Below are 20,688 nucleotides of genomic sequence, written 5' to 3' on the forward strand. Positions count from 1 at the left end.
CACATGCGCACCCACGTTGAATCCAGCACGCTCAACAAGCTTGCTATCCCTGAAAACCAGCAGCGTATCTTGACTGACCTGTACCACTCCACCAAACAGTTCCACGTGGTGAATGTGCATGGCTCATCACAAAGCATTGCGCAGCAGCTACTTAACGTGGGGAACCACAGTGGTAAGCGTGTCCAATTAGTATCCCAAAGCGTGAAAGCCAAGGCTGAAGGCATGGAGAGCGTACAGCGCAAGAGTCAAACACTCAGCGCCTGGGTCGGTCAGCTCTTTTCACCAGAGCAGCGCCACACCACCCACAGCTTATTGCAAAGCGATACGCCGCTGACCAATAAAGACGTCTTGCTCATCGATGACGCCAATAAGATGAGCGCCAATGAGCTGTTAGCCCTCACCGATAAAGCCAAACAATCGAGCAGTAAAGTGGTGATGCTTAACCGCGTATCAAGCCGTCAGGGATTTAAAGCCAATAACGCTATCTCGCTGTATCAAAAAGGCAATGTGGAGAGTCATTCTTGGGTCGGCAAGCGAGCCAGCCATACCAACGTGAAACTGCATGACAATGACACCGATAGGATAGCGCGGGTGTACGCCAACCTCCCCGATAAAGCCAACACGCAAGTGATTGCCACCTCCAGCGTCGAGCAGCGGCGGTTAACCGAAGCGATACGGGGCCAACTGAAAAATACCGGCGCCCTCGCCAGACACGAAACCACCCTATTCACTCAAACCCCTCACCACCTCTCCAAAGCGCAACAACCCCTCGTTCAACACTACAAACCAGGCATGACACTCACCCATTGGGAGAAAAACAAACCTCAAAGCTTTGTCATTGCCAGCATCGATAAAGAGACCAACACCATGACCGCACTCAGTAAACACGATGGACAGTCACACACCTTTGACCCGTCCAGTCACACCTTTAAGCGCATGAAGATGCAAATCAGCAAACCGCAAAGCCTCAACATCGCCCAAGGCGAACGTCTTCGTACGTTAGGCAAACACTTCCCTGCCGGTTTGGACGCCAATAAAAGTTACCTTGTCACGCACACTGACCAAGAGAGCCTCACGCTTGAGAGCCAAGGTCAAACGCAGCGCGTAAACTTAGAGAGCTTAAAAGACGCGCCGCTGCAATACGACTATGTTCACGGCGCCCACCATATTGAGCAAAAAGCCCATACCTTGCTGTCAGGTAAAGCATTTACTTTATCTAAGCCCCTGATAAACGACCTGACCGAAAAAACAGAGCGCCTTGATATCTTCACCGACAAACCGGACAAAGCCCAAAGCGTACTTGAGAAAGAGCAAGTCTCCCCGTCAGCCATTGAGCGCGTATTACAGACGCAAAACGTCAACGACCGCTACCTAAATGACGCCACCCAAGATTGGCTAAAGCACGATGTCAGTCAGGCACTGTCAGCACTAGCCAAAGCGCAAAACGCCCCACTCATCGAAAAAGCGGTCAGTTTTGCCCTGAACCACCTCTCAGAGCGAGAAGCGGCGTTTAGCCAAAAAGCGTTAGTGGTGGAAGTGGTGCGTTACGCCTTTGAAGAAGCCGGTGGCTCTATTACCAAAGAGCAGGTTGAAACAGAACTGACTAAACGCAGCGACACCCTCTCTGCAGAGTACAGTGACGGCACACGCTGGACGACGCACGCCGCGCTGGAGACTGAAAAGCGCATCTTGCAAAACATCGATGATGGTAAAGACCAACATCAGCCTTTTGCCACACCTAAACAGGTGCAAGACTTTCTCAATACCAAGCCTCGCCTAACCCAAGGGCAAAAGGACGCCATCACCCTCATATCAACCACCAAGGACAGCTTTGTGGCCATCCAAGGGTTAGCCGGCACAGGTAAGTCCACCATGCTTGAATCCAATACTGAACTTATCCAGTTAGTGAAAGAAGCCAGCCAGCAACCAGAGCAAAGCGTCATCGGTCTTGCGCCCACTCACGCCGCGGTTGCAGAGCTAGAAAGCAAAGGCGTGAAAGCGCAAACGCTAGACAGTTTGCTTTCTGACATCCGGCAAGGCAATCGAGAAGCCAGTGACTATCAACACACCTTGTTCTTTCTCGATGAAAGCTCCATGGTCAGCAACAAGCAAGCCGATGAGTTCACAAAGCTCGTCAATGACAGTCAGTCCAAAACAGTCAAATTGGGCGATAAAGAGCAGCTTTTATCACTCAGTGCCGGTAAACCCTTTGAGCTAGCCATAAGCCAAGGCCGCATCGATACCGCTTACATGACCGACATCATCCGTCAGCAAAACGACACCTTACTTAATGCGGCGCAAAACATCATTGATAAGCAGCCACAGAGCGCCCTGGATAAGCTCCAGCAGCAAGCCCCTGATACTCAAGGCAACCGCCAGCATGTCATTTCCACGCTGAATGAACACCGTAAAGACCGACACAAAGCGCAGTTAGAAGCCACAGAAAAACTGCCCTATATGATCGCCAAGGACTATCTAGAGCGCACACCAGAGACGCGAGAAAACACACTTCTCATTCTTTACACCAACAAGGAGCGAGACCAAACTACCGAATACATCCGAGTCGGATTGATGAAAAAGAGTGAGTTAGGCAAAGAGAACGTCATCGCAACCCGGCTACGCTCAATCGGTGCGACGGGTGAAGAGCTCACCACCATGATGCCGTATCAAAAAGGCTTAATACTGAGCACCAGACCCGGTGAGTACGCGACAATCACTCACGTAGATTCAGAGCATGGCGTAGTAACACTTCAAGACGCGAGTACAGGTAAGACAAGGCCGTTCTTACCCCGCAATCGAGACCATACCTTCACGACACTGTTTAGCGTGTCAGAAAAACCCCTCTCAACGGGCGATAAAATCATCACCCGTTTTACCGATAAAGAGCGCGGCATTAAAGCCAACGTGGAGTACCGCATCACGCAAGCGACTACAGACAGTATTGTCGCTCAATCTAAGACAGGACAAACACTCAACCTTCACCCTAATGCGCTTAAAGACGGGCACTGGGACTACGCGTACAGTCGAACCGCAGACATGGCGCAAGGGTCCACCTATCAACACGTCATTAGCGCGATACAAAGCAAAGGCGCACTGACCAACTTAAGACGCGCCAGTATCGATGTGACTCGTGCCAGTCAGCACATTCGGCTCTATACCGACAACACAAAACAACTGGTCAAAAGCTGGCTTTCTAAAGATAGCCATAAAGCCAGTGCGATAGAAACCCTCAACCAAATCCCACCCAAAGACACCACTTACTTTAACCGTAATGCCCTCCCTCATGAGGACGTCCGGTTCCAAAATAAAAGCGGTGACTTTGACTACAACAAATTTAGGGAGCACATCAATACGCAACTACCAAAATACACAGAAAGCCTCGCCGTTCAGTTATTAGGCCAGCCGAATCAATCAAAATCAGACCGGGATTACTTAACCTTTGGCATTGGTAAATCAGCCATTAAAGTGACCCTAACAGGAGAGCATCGAGGGTATTTTAAAGACTACACCACGGGCGAAAAAGGCGCATTGATTAACCTAATCATGAGTCATAAGGAAATGAATTATAAAGCCGCGATGAATGAAGCGCACAAGATGCTCAATGAGCCGGACAAATATCAATTGGAGGAAAACAGTAAACACGAAAAATTACTGAGCACCACCCCAAGGCATATTGCGCAGTTTGAAGAAAGGGCTAAGGATTATATCAATCAAAGCTTACCGATGGATAACACACTGGCCCAAACGTACTTAAACAAGCTCGGTGTCAATAACATTGAAAACAACCATGTAAAATTCCACCCAGCGGTCTATTCATCCGAAGATAGCTCCCTTCACCCTGCGATGCTAACCAACATCCACAATAAACAAGGTGAAACCAAAGCCATAGAAGTGACCTATTTAGACACTCAAGGAAATAAAGACACCTCCCTAGATATTAATCCAAGAACCCTAGGAACAAAATCCAAACAATTAACACAATTCCATCAGGGGGAGGATTTAAACACCACCATCATCAGCACATCGATAGAAAACTCGTTTTTAATTCGAGACCAAACTCAAGGGCAGATTGACATTATCAACGTCAATCATAAGAACGACATTCAAAACATCTCTACCGATGAACTGAGACAGAACATCATTATTGTATTAAATCACGGCAACCACGATTTAAACCCGAACAACATTGAGAAAATCGTCGAGAACTTTAATGGTCGAGACATTCAATTCATGTCAGACGATAACCTTAAAGAGGACATCAAATCATGCCTTGATAAACTAGAGCAAGATAACAGCGCACATAACATTGAATTAAGTGAGCCACACATTTCTCATCAAGAGAGCGAATTAGACACCCTCAACTATAATGAGAAAAAAGAAACCGACAGCCAATCACTCGATCACTTTGAGCCAAAAGAATATTCCCCTCAAAAAGAGATGGAATTTAATCAATCAGAGAAAGAGAGCCACTGGGAAGACAGAGAAATCGACAGAGAGTTAGAGCGATAATAAAAGGGTAGCCAATGGCTACCCTTTTTTTTCGCCTTCAAGATATTCATCGACGCTTTTATCAACCAAAGCGGTATTGGATTTTCTTTGCTCAATCGAATCCGCTTTATTCTTATAATACCCCTCCCCATCAAAGCTATGCGCCAAATTTAAATTTAGCACGCCTTGTACTTGCCTAACTCTACGATACGTTTCTTCCATCAACTCACGGTTCGACGGCCGTTCATCGTCACTGTCATTCAGTTTGATACGCAACGCCAAGGTGAAAAGCTGACGAGTTGCCTCAGCATCACTTAACTTTTCTCTATCTCTGAACTTCTTAAAATCTTGCTCTAGCTTCCCTCGAAGGGAGCTTTGTAAAGGGTAAGAACGCGACATAATTTAGCCTTTTCTCCTCAATGAATGTCAATGAAGTCCACTTTTAAACCCCAATGAAATCCAATAAACTCTCAATGTAAACCCATTGTACTTAGTTTTAAAAAAACCGCCAAAGCCTTACCTATAAAGGGATAAATAATAATTCAATTAAATCCCATTGGATTTAGATTGAAACAACCGCAATCCCTTATACAGAAAGGCGTCAATGATAATTCAATGTGATTACATATTTTCACACTGGGATTTCAGCGGCTAATTAGTTGAGATTTTGAAAATTTTTTCACGCTCTATTTCACCTCCACCAATAAACATAAGTCATTGTTTTTATGTCTTTTACATTCATCTCAGACAACCATTTAAATCGTTTACGATTTAGCGTGGTGTGTGGATGATTCCCAAGTGGTAACAATGACCTCCAATGAGTCTGCATCTAGTTTGTTTTCTTGGGGTGTGTTTTAGGGACGTCGAGCTCAAAAGCCGAACCGTTGGCGATTGAATCTAGGGTGATTGAGACCATTAGGGAAGGAATGTAAAACGGAAAAAGAAGATCGTGACACAACTAGCGCTGCACCGTTATGGTGCGAGAAAGGTTATTTTAATGGCGACTGATAATAGACTTTTTGAACTTTTTTGATGTATATTTTTCTGGCGCTTTCGGTACGTTTAAGAAATCCTGCATTATAAGCGCCTACGCTATTCCAGTTATAACCATGGCTGGCAAAGTTAGAGTTTAATACCCACGCACCTAATGAAACATTAAAACAAGGTTCGTAGACATTGGTTTCATTGACATTAAATTCAGCCAGTCGAGGAAACCAACTAGAGTTAATTTGCATGAGTCCAAAATCACGACTGGTTACTTGACCTTTTTTATTTTTGTTTTCGTTATAAGCATTAGGATCAAGACTGCTTTCAACTTGAGCTATCGATCGCAGCAGATCTGGATCAACATTATAATATTGTCCTGCTTCATCAAAACAAAACGAATACCCGACACTTGGAAATACCGACAATAATAAGATTAGTTTTTTCATAAGCTAAAAAATGGAGTCCAAAGGAACTCCATTATATCGCGTGAATTGACGTCATCAATATTCATTAGTGAGTAAAATCGTAGTGCAACTACGATCACGCTCGGTAATTATCCAGACTTGTTCATTACAAATGGTGTAACTGGATAAAACCCGCTCGCCTATCTTGGTGGCTTCGTCATTGGTAAGTTTATCTTCAACACAGACATTTCCCCAATCACCATTTTGGTGACGATGTAAGTAAATCGGTAAATTCACACCAATATTGTTATTTAGCAGTTCAGCAATGCCTTGTGTACAAACAACTTTACCAAGATCAAACGGCACAGCCGTACAAACATAATTTTTTTCTTTTGTTTCTTCGTTACCTGATGTAACATTTTTAATGTTCATTTTATTTACCCCTGTATTTAAATTGAATTTGCCTTGATATTTGATACAGCAAATATCAAGGCGCTTTACTTTTAGCGTTTAATAAACGTCTTCCGTTTTACGAATGTGATTAAATACCTCATACACTTCATCGTAAGAAATGCCATACCCTTCGAGCTTTTCGACACAATCACAAATGTCATTGGTATAGAAACACTCGTGATTGAATAGCTCACGGCGAATGATCGCTTTTTTACCATTCTCTTCGATGTCTTCGGCGATCCCTTCTTGAGCAATAGAATCTAAACGGGTCATTAATTGCTTCGCATTATCAACAGGGCAAATTAAACCCATACCTAACGACGCATATTTCACGCCCTCTTTTTTTACTTCATCGAACTGCTTATTAGAAAAAGCAAAGAACGCCCCCGCCTCATTAAATGCTTGCGTTTGTTTGGCTTGAATATAGTGAGAGAGATATTTCATGACTTACTCCTGACGTTAATACAAAAACATCCCAGTAATTAAAACGGGCAACGGTGAAACGAAAAGAGGGATCTCGAAGGGGTTGATACATCCTTCACAATAAAATTGTCAGTTAAGTCCCCTATTTTAAAGTGGTGCAAGATACTTTTCTCAACCTCAGCCTGAGTGGATGGGTAGAACTTAGAATCACGCAAAGTAAATCCCGCGATTTTGAGTTCAGCTAAGGTAATGTCGCTACACGGCGTAAGAGAAAAGCCGTGATCTTCTCCCTCTGTACGCTGAGGAATAGGCAGTAAAGAGATATCATTTTTTGGTGAGCTTTCGAGCCCAGCGCCGAAACGCTGGTCGCTGAGCGTCAATGTAGAGAGAGTTGGGGTTGAGTTTTGTTGTGCCATGACAAGTTTCCTTTCTGTTTGAGTATCACTTTTATGGAGCCGCTTGGCTGTCCAGATCTCAAACAGGGTTCTTCTCTGCAGGGGCGCGCAGCGTTTATTAACCCTTGCAGAGAAGGTTCTGATTGAGGATGGTGAACAGTCTGCGAGCGCCATCCAGTGATGCGAGTCGAAAGGAAAATCGGCACATAAGAAAACAAGCCCTTACTCGACCTTAATTGAAGCCAGTGAAAGGCAATAAGGAGGCACGACGATGCGCAGCTACGCAGTAGCGGAGGCGTTGGGTGATTGTTCGCCGTAACTTAATGTCACATCGAGCTTGCTCGATAACAGTGCCATAAGTTATCGCGAGAGGAGTGAAGCGACAGAATGAGCCGACCGAAGGGAGAACGCCCAATATTTAAGTTTAATGCGTACTTTATAGGTTGATTGGCGTTAGAAAAAGAACCGTCCGTACTCAATTTTCAAAGGTAAGCGTTCGAAGGCGGTTCAAGTCAAATATAGCAATAAATCTAAAGGGCGATTCGCCGTCTAGCCATTAACTCAATTAGCCCCCACCTTTTTGGTCAGGGAGAGTGAAAAGTGAAAAAGATTGATGCAAAGAAACGCAGAACATAGCAAAAGCTACACTTAGCTGTTCATGTCGATATACTCGAAACCATGAGTGTGGAAGTCAGTTTTGTTGCGCCATGAGGTTCTGAAAAAGAAAGGTTTTACCTCATTGAGAGCACCTCGAAAGAATGCAAGGCGTTGGGAAGAGAGTTACTCAATAAATAAAGCGGAAAAGCGCTAAAGCGAGTTTGAGATATTACAACGCTCAAATAGGTGAAATGATAGTAAATGTCAAAACTATGAACAAAATTATAGCTCTAGGTATGCCAGTTAGAAGCCCACGGTTAGCCATAAACGATGTAGCTTTGTCTCCAGGCAGATTTTATCAACACAACCCTTTATGCTTGAGCGGCTAATGAGAAAGTTGTGCTAGTTCGTCTGTATTCAATCCCGTGACATCCATAATGGTTTGTTGATCTAGACCATTAAGCAGCATCTTACGCGCCATCTCCTTGAGTGCTTCTTGGCGACCTTTTTCCTCACCTAATTGTATACCTTCTTGGCGGCCACGTTGCTCGCCTTGTTGGCGCAATTTTTCTGCAATAGTCATAAGTGTTTCCTCGTGTTTCGGTACTGATGAGACCAGTGACGTAATTAACGCTTCTAGGTTATTCGTTTCACCCACTTGGAGTAGGTAGCTCATCAATGACTGTACTTGCTTATCTGTAGTGTAATCGGTTAAGAGCAATGTGACCAGAGGCTCAAAGAAATCCATGATATCACGATGCCTTGCGTGCTTTTGTACAAGCTCAAGTAACGCGATGCGGCGATGCTGCATTATCTCATCATCGGAGATGACCGTGACATCGACCAATGGAAAATCTTGAGTATAAAGTGCTTTAGCCTTGTCAGGGTTAGCGAACCCTTTTAACCAATTCATTTTATAGGGATAAGGCGAGACTTGGCCATGGTAAAACTGCAAAGGTATCACCAAGGGTAAGTGCTCATGACCCGCTTCAATATGCTGTTGCATGGCAGCGATAGCGTAACGCATCAGTCTGAACGCCATGTGTTTATCTGGTCGACTCTGGTGCTCGATTAACGCGTAGACGTACCCTTCCCCCTGAGACGTTGTGAGAGAATAAAGAACATCCGAATAATAAGGCCGTAAACTTTCTTCAATAAAGCTGCCTGATTCGAGCTTTAAGGTCGTCAAATCACAGATTTCACGCAGCTCAGCAGGTAGGTGAATATCCAATAAGTCCTTAGCGGTTTCAGGATGAGTGAGAAACTGCTTAAAGAGCGCATCATGTGGCGTTGGCGTGGTCTTTTTCATACCGTTACCTTAACACTAAATAAGTCAAATCAGTACTAGGATAAAAATTCTGCACCACGTTGGTTTCTTTCTACACATCAATTTAGTTCATTTACTCTAAGTAATCTTTGCCCCATTATGCGTTTCGGCAGCTAGCTATCACAGAATGCAGCCGCCAATTTTGACCTACTTGTTCTTATGTCTAGAGCTCTAACTATGTAACCAAATCTGCTAATCCACTACATTAGAAGGGTAACTTTCTTCCCTGTAATTGATCGTTATCCCGTAAAATTCGAGCTTATCTAGTAATAAACTGCCGAATACCTTTTTGGTCATTTAATTTTCACATCTAAACCAAGTGATATTAAGGTACCTACCAGTGTTGTGATCACCACCGATATCAAGGAACCAATCAGCACATACTCAGTCATGCTTCGGTCATCTGATCTATTCAACTCACCAAACCTAAATATTGACTTAGCCGCCAATACGAAACCCACCGCTGCATAGCTCCCCACAAGCGTAAAGGTCAGTATTAACACTCGCTCTAAATAACCGATCAACTCACCACCTGCGATAAGACCACTAATACTAGTAGTATCTTTATCTGATATTGGAAACTTCCTTAAGACGCTGCCAATCACAATCGAAGTTGGCTTGAGAATTAGTAAGTAAGCAAAGACCACCATAACACCATCTGAGAACTTCTCATCTTGTAGTACGGCATCGATCGTTACACCATCTGCAATGTGAAAGGCAATGGCTATTAGCACTGAGACATGCAAAGTCTGGTCAATAATAAAATAGGAAAACTTACCACCATTTCGTGCTTTTACTTTCCACAAATCGATAATAAAATGACTTACCGCTATGATAACTACCAAACAAGTAGTTGAGCGCCAGTCAATACCTAACGCAATAGCAGGAACTAACAACGCGACGCCGTGTAATAGTGAGTGAAAGTACAGTTCAGTTGAACGGTAAGTGTATTTTTTCTTTGCTTCTACCCATTGGTTTGGCTGGAGGTAAAAATCACAGATGATGTGAATCATCAAGAACGGTATTAGAACATCAAAAAAATTAAACATACTTGAGTCCCGTCACTTGGTTTATGAATCGCCAATTTAGCTCACTGATTAGCGGCCAACCTGAAGCTTTAAGAGACTTACTGGCAGTGGCAGTAGCAACATCGAGCTTTTCTGCTAACTCACTAATAGACAAACCTTCATTGGTTCGAAGCATCGGAAGCATAACTTCACATTGGCGCGAGGTTAATTCCGTTAGTTGTCTATCGAGGTACTTAAAGAGTAAGTCAAAGTGTTCTGTGAGTTCGAAACGGTCAGAGTTAAATAACAACCTGTCGCTTTTTAAGGCTTTTAGTCCACGCCCAGAAAGAACAAATGCTTCACCCATCGATTCAGAAACAGACTCACGCAAATCGGCATTAGAGGCAATAGCAAGGCTAATGCGACTATCAAACCCTTTGCCAAGCGCTTTAATGCCAATACGATAAATGATGGTGTATCTCAGAGCGCTTTCAATATCATGCACCACGGTCTGAAATTCATCGCCACGCTCAATACTGTGCGCATTTGATGAATTTCCTTCGGTGATTAGTCTCTGTATGTCTTTGATTCGTTTAAGAAGTTGTTCAAACTGTTCAGATGTTAGCTTGGTTGAGTTGACAATATCGCCGCTGATCACTGCGATAGGTTTAGAGGTAAGCTCCACATTAAAACTCCTTCTTTTATGTAGATGCCATTTTAGCCGTTTATGGCTAATAATACAAATTTAGCCATTTATGGCTAATAGGTGAGAATTAGCCGTTTAGGGCTAAACGATTCATGAAGATTGTCATCACTTTTACGAGTGCCGTTCGACTACTGTGGTAGTGATCCAATATGATCTGCACCATCAATAATGGATACTGAGTTAAGCGACTTTTCCATATTTGAAGTAATTCATCAAATACTAATTTAGTAAAGTCACTGACTCACTTTTGCCCCAAAAACACTTAGATCAAATACTCTACACAATTAAGAGGGCGTGCGTTTATCCTACTAAAACTTATTCGATTGAGCTGATAACTCATCATTCCTGTTATTAGGCGACATCTTGTAATCTAACTTCCCTTTATGTGGCACAACGTATTGATTGTCAGTTGAGTTAATATAAAGATGAATGCATAACCAAAGGATAAAACACAACAATTTTTCGTCTAATAAGCGTTATATGCCAGTGCCTCAAAAAACGTGATATTATCTATCTCAATTAATGATTGATAGACATAAATGCATGAATAACCAAGCCATTGCTAATAAATATCAACAACTTAGACGTGCTGTGTTGGCTCAAGCTCAAAATGAGTTTGAGCAATTCGAGGCTGATTTTATTGGTCATATTGATTTAACTGAAATCACGGAAGATGCTATCCGTTCTCAAGACGAATGGGATATACCGGTAAATCGTCAGATAGGATGGGATTGGCGACAGGTACGAGACCAATATCGTAGAGATCATATGGCTAGGGTGGAGCTTGCTGTTTGGCACGGTGAAGAGCTCTGCGGTCTCATGATCGGAAAAGCCAGCGAAGGGAAATTGGTTGTTAAGATCAATTATATTCAGGGTGGTGAAGTTGAAAACCCTTTGAAAGGGTATATCGTTCCTATTGCTTCACGCTGTGCCGAGCTGTTTGCTGTTGCTATTGAGGCTGATTGGATTGGTATCCAAGATCCAATTGATGACGATGACTTATTAAACTACTATCGTGAGTTGGGTTTCGATGAAAGTGATCCATTTGACCCTAGGAATAATGCATTGTTTAAACGTGTTGTAGTAGATGAAGATTAAGCCGCTTTCCAACTTAGTGATGATCGGTTATAGTTAAGGAAACTAAGGGGGCTATTATGTTGACTGTAGCAGCAAACAAAACAAATGATGTGAACGTAGATAAAGCTATCAAGCGTATGCAAGCTCACGCTTCTAAAAGTAAATCATCGTTTGGTAAAGCTTTGAAGGTAAAGGCTCCTAAATCTGCTTATGGACGTCTCGCCGGACCTGCCAAAGCATAGATAAATTCAGATATTAAGCATCGCAATAGCGGTGCTTTTTTTATGCCTGAAAATGGCATACAAGCGTTTAAGACGGATTCCCAACGCTTGGCATTTTCGGTTTGATTCAGCTTTAGTGTTTACGGCACAATATTTTAGGTTAGGTGGTAGCGTTGCTCACCACTTAACGCGGCTACAATTCAGTAAGGTTCAATATGCAGAATGTGGATTATCATTTAAAGTTTTATAGGAAGTTCTTCTATTCAAAACGATTTTTGAGCTATATGACTTGGATTCATTCTGGGTGTTTTGCTGCTAGTTTTGCCTTTTTCTTGGCTCTTTTTAGTGTTGGGAAACCAGAAAATTTTTCGAGTTTTCTTGATGTATCAGGCTTTATGTTTGCCATCTCGTTAGTGGCGAATATGATTGCTACTTTAGTATGTATATGTGGTCAAAGAATACCTAGAGTAACAGCAAAACTGGTTAAATCTAGTTTGTTTCTAATGTTACCGTTACTTGGTGTTACTTCAATGACAGTTGGAGTATTGACCATGATCTGTCACTTTTCAGTCTCATATGCAGTTCTACCAAGTGTATTAATAATTCTCAGTGTAAAAGGCTTACTCAAATCTATCTCAGTGCTATCGTTAAACCAGAATGAGTTTGATGAAGTGTACAGTCGTCAAGAATAGTTATAACAAGAGACTATGGCGTCAAGATACTTTTTCTAATCTTAGTACATTACGTTAGAGTCTTTGTTCTAACGTGCTTTTGTCCATTTCCTTCCAACTACAAGCGTGATGACCAAATTAAAAAGGAGGTCATCATGGTAGTTTTCAACAAAACGAAACGAAGTGGCGTCAAAAAGCCTTTTCGGCTTGAGGAAATTTGACGGATCAGAACCAGATTAGAAATTGAAAATAATTTGATGCAGCTTGCGTTGCTCAACTTAGCTATTGATAGCAAACTTAGAGCAAGTGATTTGCTCGTTCTCAGAGTTTGCGATGTATCTTCGCAAGATAGGATATTTAACCGCGTTAAGCATATCCAGCGCAAAACAGATATTGAAGTTCAATTTGAGATAACGACAAGAACTCAGCAGAGTCTAATGAAATGGATTTTGATGGCTTCGCTACATGACAGCAATTTTATTTTCCCAAGCCAAAGGCGAAAGCAACAACCGATTAGCTATTCGTACTATCGATACTTAGTGAGGAGATGGGCTTCTAATCTGGGGTTGGATCCTAACTTGTATGGCACTCACTCGATGAGGCGAACAAAAGCGACGTTAGTCTACGCAAAAACGAAAAATATCCAAGCGGTGCAGCTACTACTTGGTCATACCAAGGTAGATAATACAATCCGCTATCTTGGGGTTGAATTAGAAGATGCATTGTTGCTTTCAGAAGGTACTGAGTGTTAATCGAAAAGGAACCTAAATACTTAGGTGTTTCAATTGCCATTACGCTGAAAGTTGTTACCCATTCACCTCTACACTTGATTATTTTCAATACTTTAAGTGCAAATACTACTAATCTGTCCAAGGTTTAGAGGACCTTGAACAGATTAGGTATACACAGTCTTAAATTAAATCTTGGAATGTGCGTTTTTTTTCTTTGACTTGTAAGCTTTCATTGAAATTTTCAACACAAGTTGTTCTTGTTTAGTTGAAATGACCTGCTTAGTTAAAGCTTTATGGTGTAGGTCCGTGATAAAGTTTTTTTCCCAAGGCGTAAGACGGTCAAACTTCAATAAAATAATGTCATTGAGTACATTGAACAACTCGTATTGGCTTTTATCCATTCGACTGCTAAGCATTCAATTAGAGCAGTTAGCTATAGAAATGACGTTAAGGCTTTCTACTTTCTCATTTTTTCCTAAGGTAATGATTCGATAAGAGATCCCACTCTCTAATAGTGGCCTTATTTCGATGTTGTCACAAAAACTAACGGCGACTTTTTCTACTAAGCTGTCCATATTCAACGTTTTCTTTTTTACGAAAACAAGAGTGACACTATTGCCTTCTGACTGTGCATTTACGAGTGTGATTAAGCCTAACTCTTGTGGCAGTTGGCTTGAGATAACCGTCGCTCTATAATCGGCAAGCCCACTAGATTTCATTGGGCTTATCTGACAACCGTTAAGCATGACACTGACGGAAATAATTACTGCTGTTCGTAGCATTATGCGTTCCTTCTTGCTTTCTTCTCCCTTTAGGTGCCTTAAAATATTTATTGATATAACGTGAAGACATAGAAGATAAGAGCGCACTGTAATCTAAACCGAATGTGACTTTTTCCCCTACAAATAGTGGTTTTCGTGAGGATTCAAGGACAAGATGATCACTGGTTGAAGACATGATCTTAATCCCATTCGGAGCCTTAAGCCCGCTGACACAAACATCTTGGCGGCCTAATGCTACAATAGCTTGTGAGACCTCCCCTCTATCTTGAAGGCTTTCTTTTTCACCAAAAGCATTTAACCCCCGACTCCCCCAAGGCAAAGTCGGTTTAGTCCTGGATTCAATCACTTCAGCGGTCAAAGAAACCGCATCCGTATGTAAGCCTTTGATATTTTCGTGCTCTAAAGGCTCACAGCCTAAAAAAATGGCTTCTCCTATACGAAGGTTATTTACTCGAGTTAAGCCTGTTCTCTGAAGAGCCCAGTTAACTGAAGCAGAATTACCCCCTGAAATAATTTCTAGACTGATCCCAAATGTAGCTTCAATTCCATCGGCAAGATCAGAAAGAACATTCATATTTTGCTCATCTGGAGCGACACCATACCGACAGGCTAAATTCGTACCAATTCCTTTTATCGTGATGTTCGGTAAAGAAACAATCTCACGGATAAAATCAATCACATGATTAGACATCACACCTTCTCTTAGATCGCCAAGCTCAACCATAATAATAATATCGTGACAGCAATTTTGTTGTTCCGCTGCATGTGAAAGCCCCTGAATCACTTCAACTTCAGAGTTTAAACTCATATCACTGTATTTTATTACGCTCGCCACTTGACTGAGCATGGGTGTACGTATCAGCATTTTAGGGATAGCAATGCCAGATTCAGTCATCTTTTGAAGATTTTCGATTCTTGAATCGGCTAACATTTTTGCGCCAGCATCAATAAGAACTTGTGCGATGATAGGGTGGCCGAGGAAGGCTTTTGTTACAGGCGTGACGGATATGTTTTTCAGTGAGAGCTGAGTAATCAGGAACTGAGCGTTATGGTGAATCTTCCCACAATCAATGTCTAATCTAGGGTAGTTCACCCTTTTTCGGCCAGTTTACTTGCTATTATAGGGAAGGCTGACGATACGATGTGCAGTAGATGCTCAACAGGCTGTGACAAGACATCAGTAACCGGTAGACCAAATTCGGTAGTGTAACTGTCTATCGCACGACAGGTTTCATCTAAAGACATATCTTCATGATTCAGTGTTAGTCCAATAACACCGGTATTAGAAAACGTTTCGATAAGATTGATTTCTGAGGCAATCGAAGGCATTGGGCAATCAGGAAAATCACTACGATATAAACGTTTAGGAGCATGTTGCAATATCACACCCGTTGGACAACTGCCACGTAAGATAAAAGCGCTGGTTGAAAACGCAGGGTGACTTAAAGCTCCTTGCCCTTCAATAATTATCAGATCCGGATTTTCTTTTTCATAGGCCTGTACAATGACAGATTCCAACTCACCGGCACAAAATTGTGAAGGAACAGCATCGAGTGCAACGCAGTATTGTGCGCCTTGCATAATGCCTGTTTGACCAGTGGCAATCAGAACGACGTTAAGGCCTTTTTTAATCAGTTCATTCGCCAATATTGTCGCTGTTGTTCGTTTTCCTAGCGCGCAATCCGTCCCCATGACAGCAATTCTCGGACATTTAACGTTGTGTATTTTCCCGCTAAACGTTTTCAGATCGCCTTTATTTTTGGGTTTGCGAGTATCGAATATTCGAACGTTATTCTTTAAGCTAGCTTCTAAAAATAGAGGATCATCGGTTAGGAATTCATGTAAGCCATTTACGATGTTCATTCCTAGTGACATGGCATTTAAAATGATGCTTTTATCTAAGTCAGATAAAAAACCACTTGATGGCGCAATGCCAAAAATGAAGTAATCGGGAATACTTTCCGCGTGAATGATAGCTTCTTCAGCATTGGCAAGGATCGGTATTCCATTGGCTTTGTTATCAAGTACTTCTCCAGCATCTAAGCCGGCAGACACACTATCAATAACCGATAGAATACGATAGCTTAATGAATGCCTCACTAGCCCATTAGCGGTTTTACCATCAATTTCACCGAAATTACCTTCGCAATATATAATTGCCGAAGGGATGACAGGTTTCACTTTCTGAGCAAGTGGTAGCCAAGGAGCGATATGGGTTACATCGTAGTTGGTTTTGAAATTTTCAATTCTAGTGAGTTTGAAGATATTTCTTAACTTTTGGGTTGAAATAGACATAATTAAAGCCTGCTATGAGGCTTAGGAGGGCAACTAAGGAGTGCCGAGATGCGAGTTCGGAAAAGAAAAGAAGCCCCTACTAAGCGGTAGGGAGAACAACCAAGGTAACACACTCATCAGACTTTTGTTGATTATTATTCATACGTCCTCTAAGTCTATTACTTTCAGGCTTCACCCATGCTAACGTGACTGATTAGAGGTCTAAGACTCATTGTTCAACATCGCCGTATCAACCTCTCAGCTTTAAGGTTTCAAGATACTTCTTCTAATCTATATCGAGCGTGTTAGACCTTAAACTCTAACGCGTTTCTTGTCCACAAATGTGTTAAAGGGTAGTCTCCTACCCTATTTCAATCAGCGGCCATAAGCCGCTTTTTTAAATCCAGCCTCGCTCAGCAAAAGACACCACACACTCAAATGAAACCACAAAGTGGTCCAGTACTCGGATATCAACCAATGCCAACGCATCCTTCAGTTGACGGGTAATGCGTCGGTCAGCTTGACTTGGGGTGGCGTCGCGTAGAGTAGGAGCAAGTTCGCCATACCAGCTTCACAGCTGGCGGTTTTACTCACTCCTCTCTCCGAACCGGACGTGCGAGTTTCCCCGCATCCGGCTCTCCATTTGACAATCATCAACTCGCAGTTTCTTGTGTTCCATCATGTGATGCTTTCGACATAATGTTACCAAGTCTTTTACCGCCCACGATTTAACGCCTCTACGGTGATGAACTTGGATGTCATTTTGTTCTTTGCATATCACACATGCAAAGCTATCTCGCTTTAGTACCTTTAGTCGTCTATAGTGCCAGTCCTTTGGATACTCTCTATTATCTTCACGGCTCATCCGTGCTGTTAGATATATCGAAGGCTCTGGACCTTTGAGTCCTAGTGGTGGTTGGATTTCGTTACTGGACGGGACTAGATAGGGATGTTCAAATCCATTTCTGCCACGATTCCAATAACGAGAACGATTGAGCTCTTTTGCTGATGGCAGCCATTGATGTACTTGAATACCGAATGTATTCGCTACCCATCGTTGACGTTTCATGATTGTGCATGTTTTGTCCTTGATGAGTTGCACCTTTCTACTTCCTTTGTATTTTGCCAGTAACCACTTGTGGTATCTGTGCCACGCATAGCGACTGATCGCTTCTAAATCACTGAGTAAAGATGTATGTTTATAATATTCACACCACCCTCTAACTACTTGATTTATTTGTTTCATCTTCGTAACTTCATCATATAAAGTTTGGTTTCGTGTAGTAAGACTTTTAAGCTTAGCTTTCACACGCTTCACACTTTTCATTGAGGGGCGCAAGTGTACCACCCATCGTCCTTCCGAGTAGTTCCGTTTAATATAGAACCCCAAGAAGTCGTATCCTTTGTTAACGTGTGTAATTAAAGTTTTCTCCTCAGAAAGAGTAAGTTTTAGCTCTTCCTCCAGAAATTCCTTAATTTCAGCTTTAGCTTGCCTTACTCCAGCTATCCCATCATTTGATACGACAACAAAATCATCGGCATAGCGAACCATGGTATAATCACCGCGACCCGCTTTCCTCGTATTTTGTCTTTCTGATTGAGATAGCTGCCATTTCTTCGCTGCCCATTGATCAAATTCGTTCAAGTATAGATTTGCTAGCAGTGGGGAAATGATCCCCCCTTGCGGTACCCCTTCACGAGTTTGAGCAAATAGCTGCTTTTCCATGACACCGGCACGAAGAAAGCGATGGAGCAGAGAGATGAGTTTCCTATCTGCTATCCGCTTTTTTAACAATTTGAGTAATATTCGATGATTAACAGTGTCGAAGTAGCTTTTTAAGTCCCCCTCAATAACATAGAAATGTTTTGATATGGAGTTAGCTAAGGGCATCAACACTGCAATCGCATCCATAGTGCATCGACTTTTCCTAAACCCAAAGGAATAGGGATGAAAATCCGTTTCGTATATAGGATCGAGTGCCATTCTTATACCTTCCTGAACAATACGATCTCGTAAAGCCGGAATACCGAGAGGACGTTTGGTTCCATTCGGCTTTGGTATATAGACCCTCTTTACAGGTAGTGGACGGTAATTCCCTGACTTTAACTGTTCTATGATCAAAGACAGTTGTCTTTCATAGGTTTGTTTAAAGTAGTCGCGAGTTTTACCATCTACGCCATCTGTCCTACTTCCTGGCCTAGATAACACATTAATAGCAGCCTGATGTATCCATGTCTCCCAATGAAGAAGATCGTATAAACGATTAAATTTATACTCTGGATTCTCAGTTGCTTTCTTTGCAAGTGTTTGTTGTTTTTGGGCGATCGTTGAAAGCAACATTACCGTTGTTCTCCTGCTTAATTCACTTTTACAAACGTTTTGTCAAACTGCCTCCCTTCGCCATGTGATTAGCTTTCCTAACCTCGGACTACTACGAAGGCTCCGCCCTTTCTAATTGCATGTAGGTTCAGGCTCCCAGATCTTGTTGCCAAGATAACAATAGAAAGTTCCCAAGTTCACATATGTAACGTCACCATCTTGCCTTAGACTCTGACTGTACCCCTTGCACGGCTCGTCGCCGTGCTCGTCACTGGGAGACTTGAACTCGTATCTCTGTAGGAGCGTTCAGTCTCTATCCAAGCGAGATTTCTCCCCCCGTCATAGGTGGAGATCCAGTGACTCTGTCTTGTCCCTACCTTCATAACAGACAGTCCAACCTTCGAGGCGTCAAACATCAGTTTCTTTCGTAGTCTTAGCAAGACTCTGATTAGCAGCTCTCCATTTCGTAGGGGAAATGTCAGCCACATTGTCAAAACGGCTTCATACAACAGCCAGCCTAATGGAAGTTGCATGCGTTTCTAATCATTGATTACTCCTTGAAATCAAGCAATTACATTGCGTTTTACATATGCGCTTCTTGGCGCACCACTCGGGTGATTATGATAGAGAATAACGGCACTCGCGTTCGTGGCCAGCGACGCTTTCACGACTTCACGCGGATAGACCGAAGCGGCATTAACGGTACCGTAGAACATCTCTTTGGTGCGCAACACTCGATGTTGATTATCGAGGAAGATAATCCCAAACACTTCAGACTCACAAGCGGCCAAGGACGTTTGGCAGAACGATTTCACCAATTCAGGCGAGGTTAATGGCGTTTGTTCTGAAATAAACAGTTTGGATTTGAGAATGCTTGCGGCCTGGTCAAGGATGCCCTTTTCTTTTGATGTGAATAACGAAACATTTGAGTATTGAACACGTGCTGACATGGTATTTCCTTTCGGTCTTGGTGAGCGTCTGACTGTCCGTACCCAGTTGCAGGTTCTGTAGCGCAAGGGCGCGCAGCGGCGAAGCCTCCCTGACGCGATGGTTCTCAAATGGGACGGTTTAAAGGAAGTCGCGACAACAAGCCAAAAGGACAGCCTAAGCCAGTACCTCAACTCAAAGCACGTCGCCCAGTTAGAAAGGTCCCTTCCCCACCAAAAGGGCGCCCTGCTGGTTACTCGACTTGCGCCACTCGATATTAATGCCTGCTCGTGACGATAGTTTTTCTCGGTTTACTTGACTGGATGATTGCACACCGAATGTTCGCATCCCCCTCAACCAAGGACTCCTCCTCCGACGACGCGCTCATATTTGTCACAAAAGAGCCTAAACGTGCTCACTCGATAACGTTGACCACTTAGTACAGGACCGAACAGGGCGTTGCTCGTCTAAAAATCGTCCCGCTTAAATGCCACGAACGACTAGAATATCGAAACAAAATCCAGACACACTAATGACCTTCTCTTATGAGTGTTTGTGACGTTACACAATAAGCAGACTTCAGTCGTCATACAGAGAAGAGAGTAAAGCCTTTGCCGATGCACGATGCTTGGAGGTGGTTTCTATCGTCCTTTCCGTTTTCTTCGCGTAGGCGTAGTCTTCTCGCATCTGCTTAATGGTGGTAGTGTTATCACACACACTGATACTCACCCCCTTCCCTCGGTTGCCTTCCTCTAGTATTAAAGAGTCGGTATACCCAAACTCATTCACCAAAATCTCATGAACCTTGACGGCCTTTACGGTGGAGCAAAAGTCGGTTGAATTCACCCAAATCACGTGCATTGATATGTCAGCGGATACTGTAGAACGAACGGTCATG

20 protein-coding genes and 3 pseudogenes are annotated in these 20,688 nt (G+C 42.9%); 7 read left to right on the forward strand and 16 right to left on the reverse strand.

Annotated features, from left to right (window positions below; genetic code table 11):
- On the forward strand, nt 1-4,509 hold a 4,509-nt coding region (traI, locus tag F0228_RS24795; RefSeq protein ID WP_171762993.1), incomplete at its 5' end, for a conjugative transfer relaxase/helicase TraI.
- An 18-nt stretch (nt 4,510-4,527) separates the two neighbouring features.
- On the opposite strand, the gene F0228_RS24800 is transcribed toward traI, so the two are convergent.
- The 5 genes from F0228_RS24800 to F0228_RS24820 form a co-directional block, all read right to left on the reverse strand.
- Nucleotides 4,528-4,887, reverse strand: coding sequence for a hypothetical protein (locus tag F0228_RS24800; RefSeq protein WP_016790675.1), 360 nt, complete (start codon nt 4,885-4,887; stop codon nt 4,528-4,530).
- A gap of 590 nt (nt 4,888-5,477) precedes the next feature.
- Nucleotides 5,478-5,921: a lytic transglycosylase domain-containing protein gene (locus tag F0228_RS24805; protein ID WP_171750895.1), complete on the reverse strand. Its 444-nt coding sequence runs from the start codon at nt 5,919-5,921 to the stop codon at nt 5,478-5,480.
- Nucleotides 5,922-5,975: 54 nt separating this feature from the next.
- Nucleotides 5,976-6,311: a type I restriction endonuclease subunit M gene (locus tag F0228_RS24810; protein ID WP_171750894.1), complete on the reverse strand. Its 336-nt coding sequence runs from the start codon at nt 6,309-6,311 to the stop codon at nt 5,976-5,978.
- Nucleotides 6,312-6,389: 78 nt separating this feature from the next.
- Entirely contained in the window at nt 6,390-6,776 is a 387-nt protein-coding gene (locus F0228_RS24815; protein WP_171750893.1) for a hypothetical protein, read from the reverse strand.
- A 38-nt stretch (nt 6,777-6,814) separates the two neighbouring features.
- Nucleotides 6,815-7,171, reverse strand: coding sequence for a hypothetical protein (locus tag F0228_RS24820; protein WP_171750892.1), 357 nt, complete (start codon nt 7,169-7,171; stop codon nt 6,815-6,817).
- Between the two features lie 469 nt (nt 7,172-7,640).
- On the opposite strand from F0228_RS24820, the pseudogene F0228_RS25910 reads away from it, so the two are divergent.
- Nucleotides 7,641-8,058: pseudogene (locus tag F0228_RS25910) on the forward strand (IS5/IS1182 family transposase); the annotation flags it as partial.
- 74 nt (nt 8,059-8,132) lie between these two features.
- On the opposite strand, the gene F0228_RS24825 reads toward F0228_RS25910, so the two are convergent.
- The 3 genes from F0228_RS24825 to F0228_RS24835 form a co-directional block, all read right to left on the reverse strand.
- Nucleotides 8,133-9,056 (reverse strand): Rpn family recombination-promoting nuclease/putative transposase, encoded by a 924-nt coding sequence (locus tag F0228_RS24825; RefSeq protein ID WP_171750891.1) that lies wholly within the window; start codon nt 9,054-9,056, stop codon nt 8,133-8,135.
- 311 nt (nt 9,057-9,367) lie between these two features.
- The gene (locus F0228_RS24830; protein ID WP_171750890.1) at nt 9,368-10,123 is read right to left on the reverse strand and encodes a DUF3307 domain-containing protein; all 756 of its coding nucleotides are present in this window, start codon (nt 10,121-10,123) and stop codon (nt 9,368-9,370) included.
- Complete coding sequence (locus F0228_RS24835) at nt 10,116-10,766, reverse strand: hypothetical protein (protein ID WP_171750889.1); 651 nt, start codon at nt 10,764-10,766, stop codon at nt 10,116-10,118. The genes F0228_RS24830 and F0228_RS24835 overlap by 8 nt, the downstream gene beginning before the upstream one ends.
- A gap of 564 nt (nt 10,767-11,330) precedes the next feature.
- On the opposite strand from F0228_RS24835, the gene F0228_RS24840 reads away from it, so the two are divergent.
- The 4 genes and pseudogenes from F0228_RS24840 to F0228_RS24855 all read left to right on the forward strand — a co-directional run bounded on the left by F0228_RS24840 (nt 11,331) and on the right by F0228_RS24855 (nt 13,508).
- On the forward strand, nt 11,331-11,885 hold the full coding sequence (locus F0228_RS24840; protein WP_048657861.1) for a hypothetical protein: 555 nt from the start codon (nt 11,331-11,333) through the stop codon (nt 11,883-11,885).
- Nucleotides 11,886-11,941: 56 nt separating this feature from the next.
- Nucleotides 11,942-12,106: a hypothetical protein gene (locus tag F0228_RS24845; RefSeq protein ID WP_155407271.1), complete on the forward strand. Its 165-nt coding sequence runs from the start codon at nt 11,942-11,944 to the stop codon at nt 12,104-12,106.
- A 263-nt stretch (nt 12,107-12,369) separates the two neighbouring features.
- The gene (locus F0228_RS24850) at nt 12,370-12,777 is read left to right on the forward strand and encodes a hypothetical protein (protein ID WP_171750888.1); all 408 of its coding nucleotides are present in this window, start codon (nt 12,370-12,372) and stop codon (nt 12,775-12,777) included.
- 134 nt (nt 12,778-12,911) lie between these two features.
- Nucleotides 12,912-13,508: pseudogene (locus F0228_RS24855) on the forward strand (tyrosine-type recombinase/integrase).
- A gap of 164 nt (nt 13,509-13,672) precedes the next feature.
- On the opposite strand, the gene F0228_RS25915 reads toward F0228_RS24855, so the two are convergent.
- The 7 genes and pseudogenes from F0228_RS25915 to F0228_RS24885 form a co-directional block, all read right to left on the reverse strand.
- Nucleotides 13,673-13,903, reverse strand: coding sequence for a hypothetical protein (locus F0228_RS25915; RefSeq protein WP_210442759.1), 231 nt, complete (start codon nt 13,901-13,903; stop codon nt 13,673-13,675).
- The gene (gene gspS2, locus F0228_RS24860; RefSeq protein ID WP_171750887.1) at nt 13,904-14,269 is read right to left on the reverse strand and encodes a type II secretion system pilot lipoprotein GspS-beta; all 366 of its coding nucleotides are present in this window, start codon (nt 14,267-14,269) and stop codon (nt 13,904-13,906) included.
- Entirely contained in the window at nt 14,226-15,362 is a 1,137-nt protein-coding gene (locus F0228_RS24865; RefSeq protein WP_171750886.1) for an alanine/ornithine racemase family PLP-dependent enzyme, read from the reverse strand. The genes gspS2 and F0228_RS24865 overlap by 44 nt, the downstream gene beginning before the upstream one ends.
- Nucleotides 15,359-16,564, reverse strand: coding sequence for a DUF1611 domain-containing protein (locus tag F0228_RS24870; protein WP_171750885.1), 1,206 nt, complete (start codon nt 16,562-16,564; stop codon nt 15,359-15,361). Before F0228_RS24870 ends, F0228_RS24865 begins: the two co-directional genes overlap by 4 nt.
- 376 nt (nt 16,565-16,940) lie before the next feature.
- Nucleotides 16,941-17,093: pseudogene (locus F0228_RS24875) on the reverse strand (JAB domain-containing protein); the annotation flags it as partial.
- Between the two features lie 36 nt (nt 17,094-17,129).
- Nucleotides 17,130-18,884, reverse strand: a complete 1,755-nt coding sequence (ltrA, locus tag F0228_RS24880; RefSeq protein WP_171750884.1) for a group II intron reverse transcriptase/maturase — start codon at nt 18,882-18,884, stop codon at nt 17,130-17,132.
- A gap of 542 nt (nt 18,885-19,426) precedes the next feature.
- The gene (locus tag F0228_RS24885; RefSeq protein ID WP_253820339.1) at nt 19,427-19,813 is read right to left on the reverse strand and encodes a JAB domain-containing protein; all 387 of its coding nucleotides are present in this window, start codon (nt 19,811-19,813) and stop codon (nt 19,427-19,429) included.
- Between the two features lie 108 nt (nt 19,814-19,921).
- On the opposite strand from F0228_RS24885, the gene F0228_RS24890 reads away from it, so the two are divergent.
- Complete coding sequence (locus F0228_RS24890; protein ID WP_171750883.1) at nt 19,922-20,071, forward strand: hypothetical protein; 150 nt, start codon at nt 19,922-19,924, stop codon at nt 20,069-20,071.
- Nucleotides 20,072-20,369: 298 nt separating this feature from the next.
- Here the strand turns inward: F0228_RS24890 and F0228_RS24895 are convergent, their stop codons facing one another.
- Entirely contained in the window at nt 20,370-20,687 is a 318-nt protein-coding gene (locus tag F0228_RS24895; protein WP_171750882.1) for a hypothetical protein, read from the reverse strand.
- Nucleotide 20,688 lies beyond the last annotated feature (1 nt).

The organism is Vibrio sp. 99K-1, assembly GCF_013114585.1.
Taxonomy (GTDB): domain Bacteria; phylum Pseudomonadota; class Gammaproteobacteria; order Enterobacterales; family Vibrionaceae; genus Vibrio; species Vibrio chagasii_B.

Excerpts from the sequence above, each read along its gene's own strand:
- F0228_RS24820 (WP_171750892.1), bottom strand. The coding sequence starts at position 7,171 with ATGGCACAACAAAACTCAACCCCAACTCTCTCTACATTGACGCTCAGC.
- ltrA (WP_171750884.1), bottom strand. The coding sequence starts at position 18,884 with ATGTTGCTTTCAACGATCGCCCAAAAACAACAAACACTTGCAAAGAAA.
- F0228_RS24805 (WP_171750895.1), bottom strand. The coding sequence starts at position 5,921 with ATGAAAAAACTAATCTTATTATTGTCGGTATTTCCAAGTGTCGGGTAT.
- F0228_RS25915 (WP_210442759.1), bottom strand. The coding sequence starts at position 13,903 with ATGCTTAGCAGTCGAATGGATAAAAGCCAATACGAGTTGTTCAATGTA.
- F0228_RS24845 (WP_155407271.1), top strand. The coding sequence starts at position 11,942 with ATGTTGACTGTAGCAGCAAACAAAACAAATGATGTGAACGTAGATAAA.
- F0228_RS24800 (WP_016790675.1), bottom strand. The coding sequence starts at position 4,887 with ATGTCGCGTTCTTACCCTTTACAAAGCTCCCTTCGAGGGAAGCTAGAG.
- gspS2 (WP_171750887.1), bottom strand. The coding sequence starts at position 14,269 with ATGCTACGAACAGCAGTAATTATTTCCGTCAGTGTCATGCTTAACGGT.
- F0228_RS24815 (WP_171750893.1), bottom strand. The coding sequence starts at position 6,776 with ATGAAATATCTCTCTCACTATATTCAAGCCAAACAAACGCAAGCATTT.
- F0228_RS24830 (WP_171750890.1), bottom strand. The coding sequence starts at position 10,123 with ATGTTTAATTTTTTTGATGTTCTAATACCGTTCTTGATGATTCACATC.
- F0228_RS24825 (WP_171750891.1), bottom strand. The coding sequence starts at position 9,056 with ATGAAAAAGACCACGCCAACGCCACATGATGCGCTCTTTAAGCAGTTT.
- F0228_RS24870 (WP_171750885.1), bottom strand. The coding sequence starts at position 16,564 with ATGTCTATTTCAACCCAAAAGTTAAGAAATATCTTCAAACTCACTAGA.
- F0228_RS24885 (WP_253820339.1), bottom strand. The coding sequence starts at position 19,813 with ATGTCAGCACGTGTTCAATACTCAAATGTTTCGTTATTCACATCAAAA.
- F0228_RS24895 (WP_171750882.1), bottom strand. The coding sequence starts at position 20,687 with ATGACCGTTCGTTCTACAGTATCCGCTGACATATCAATGCACGTGATT.
- F0228_RS24840 (WP_048657861.1), top strand. The coding sequence starts at position 11,331 with ATGAATAACCAAGCCATTGCTAATAAATATCAACAACTTAGACGTGCT.
- F0228_RS24890 (WP_171750883.1), top strand. The coding sequence starts at position 19,922 with ATGGGACGGTTTAAAGGAAGTCGCGACAACAAGCCAAAAGGACAGCCT.
- F0228_RS24850 (WP_171750888.1), top strand. The coding sequence starts at position 12,370 with ATGACTTGGATTCATTCTGGGTGTTTTGCTGCTAGTTTTGCCTTTTTC.
- F0228_RS24810 (WP_171750894.1), bottom strand. The coding sequence starts at position 6,311 with ATGAACATTAAAAATGTTACATCAGGTAACGAAGAAACAAAAGAAAAA.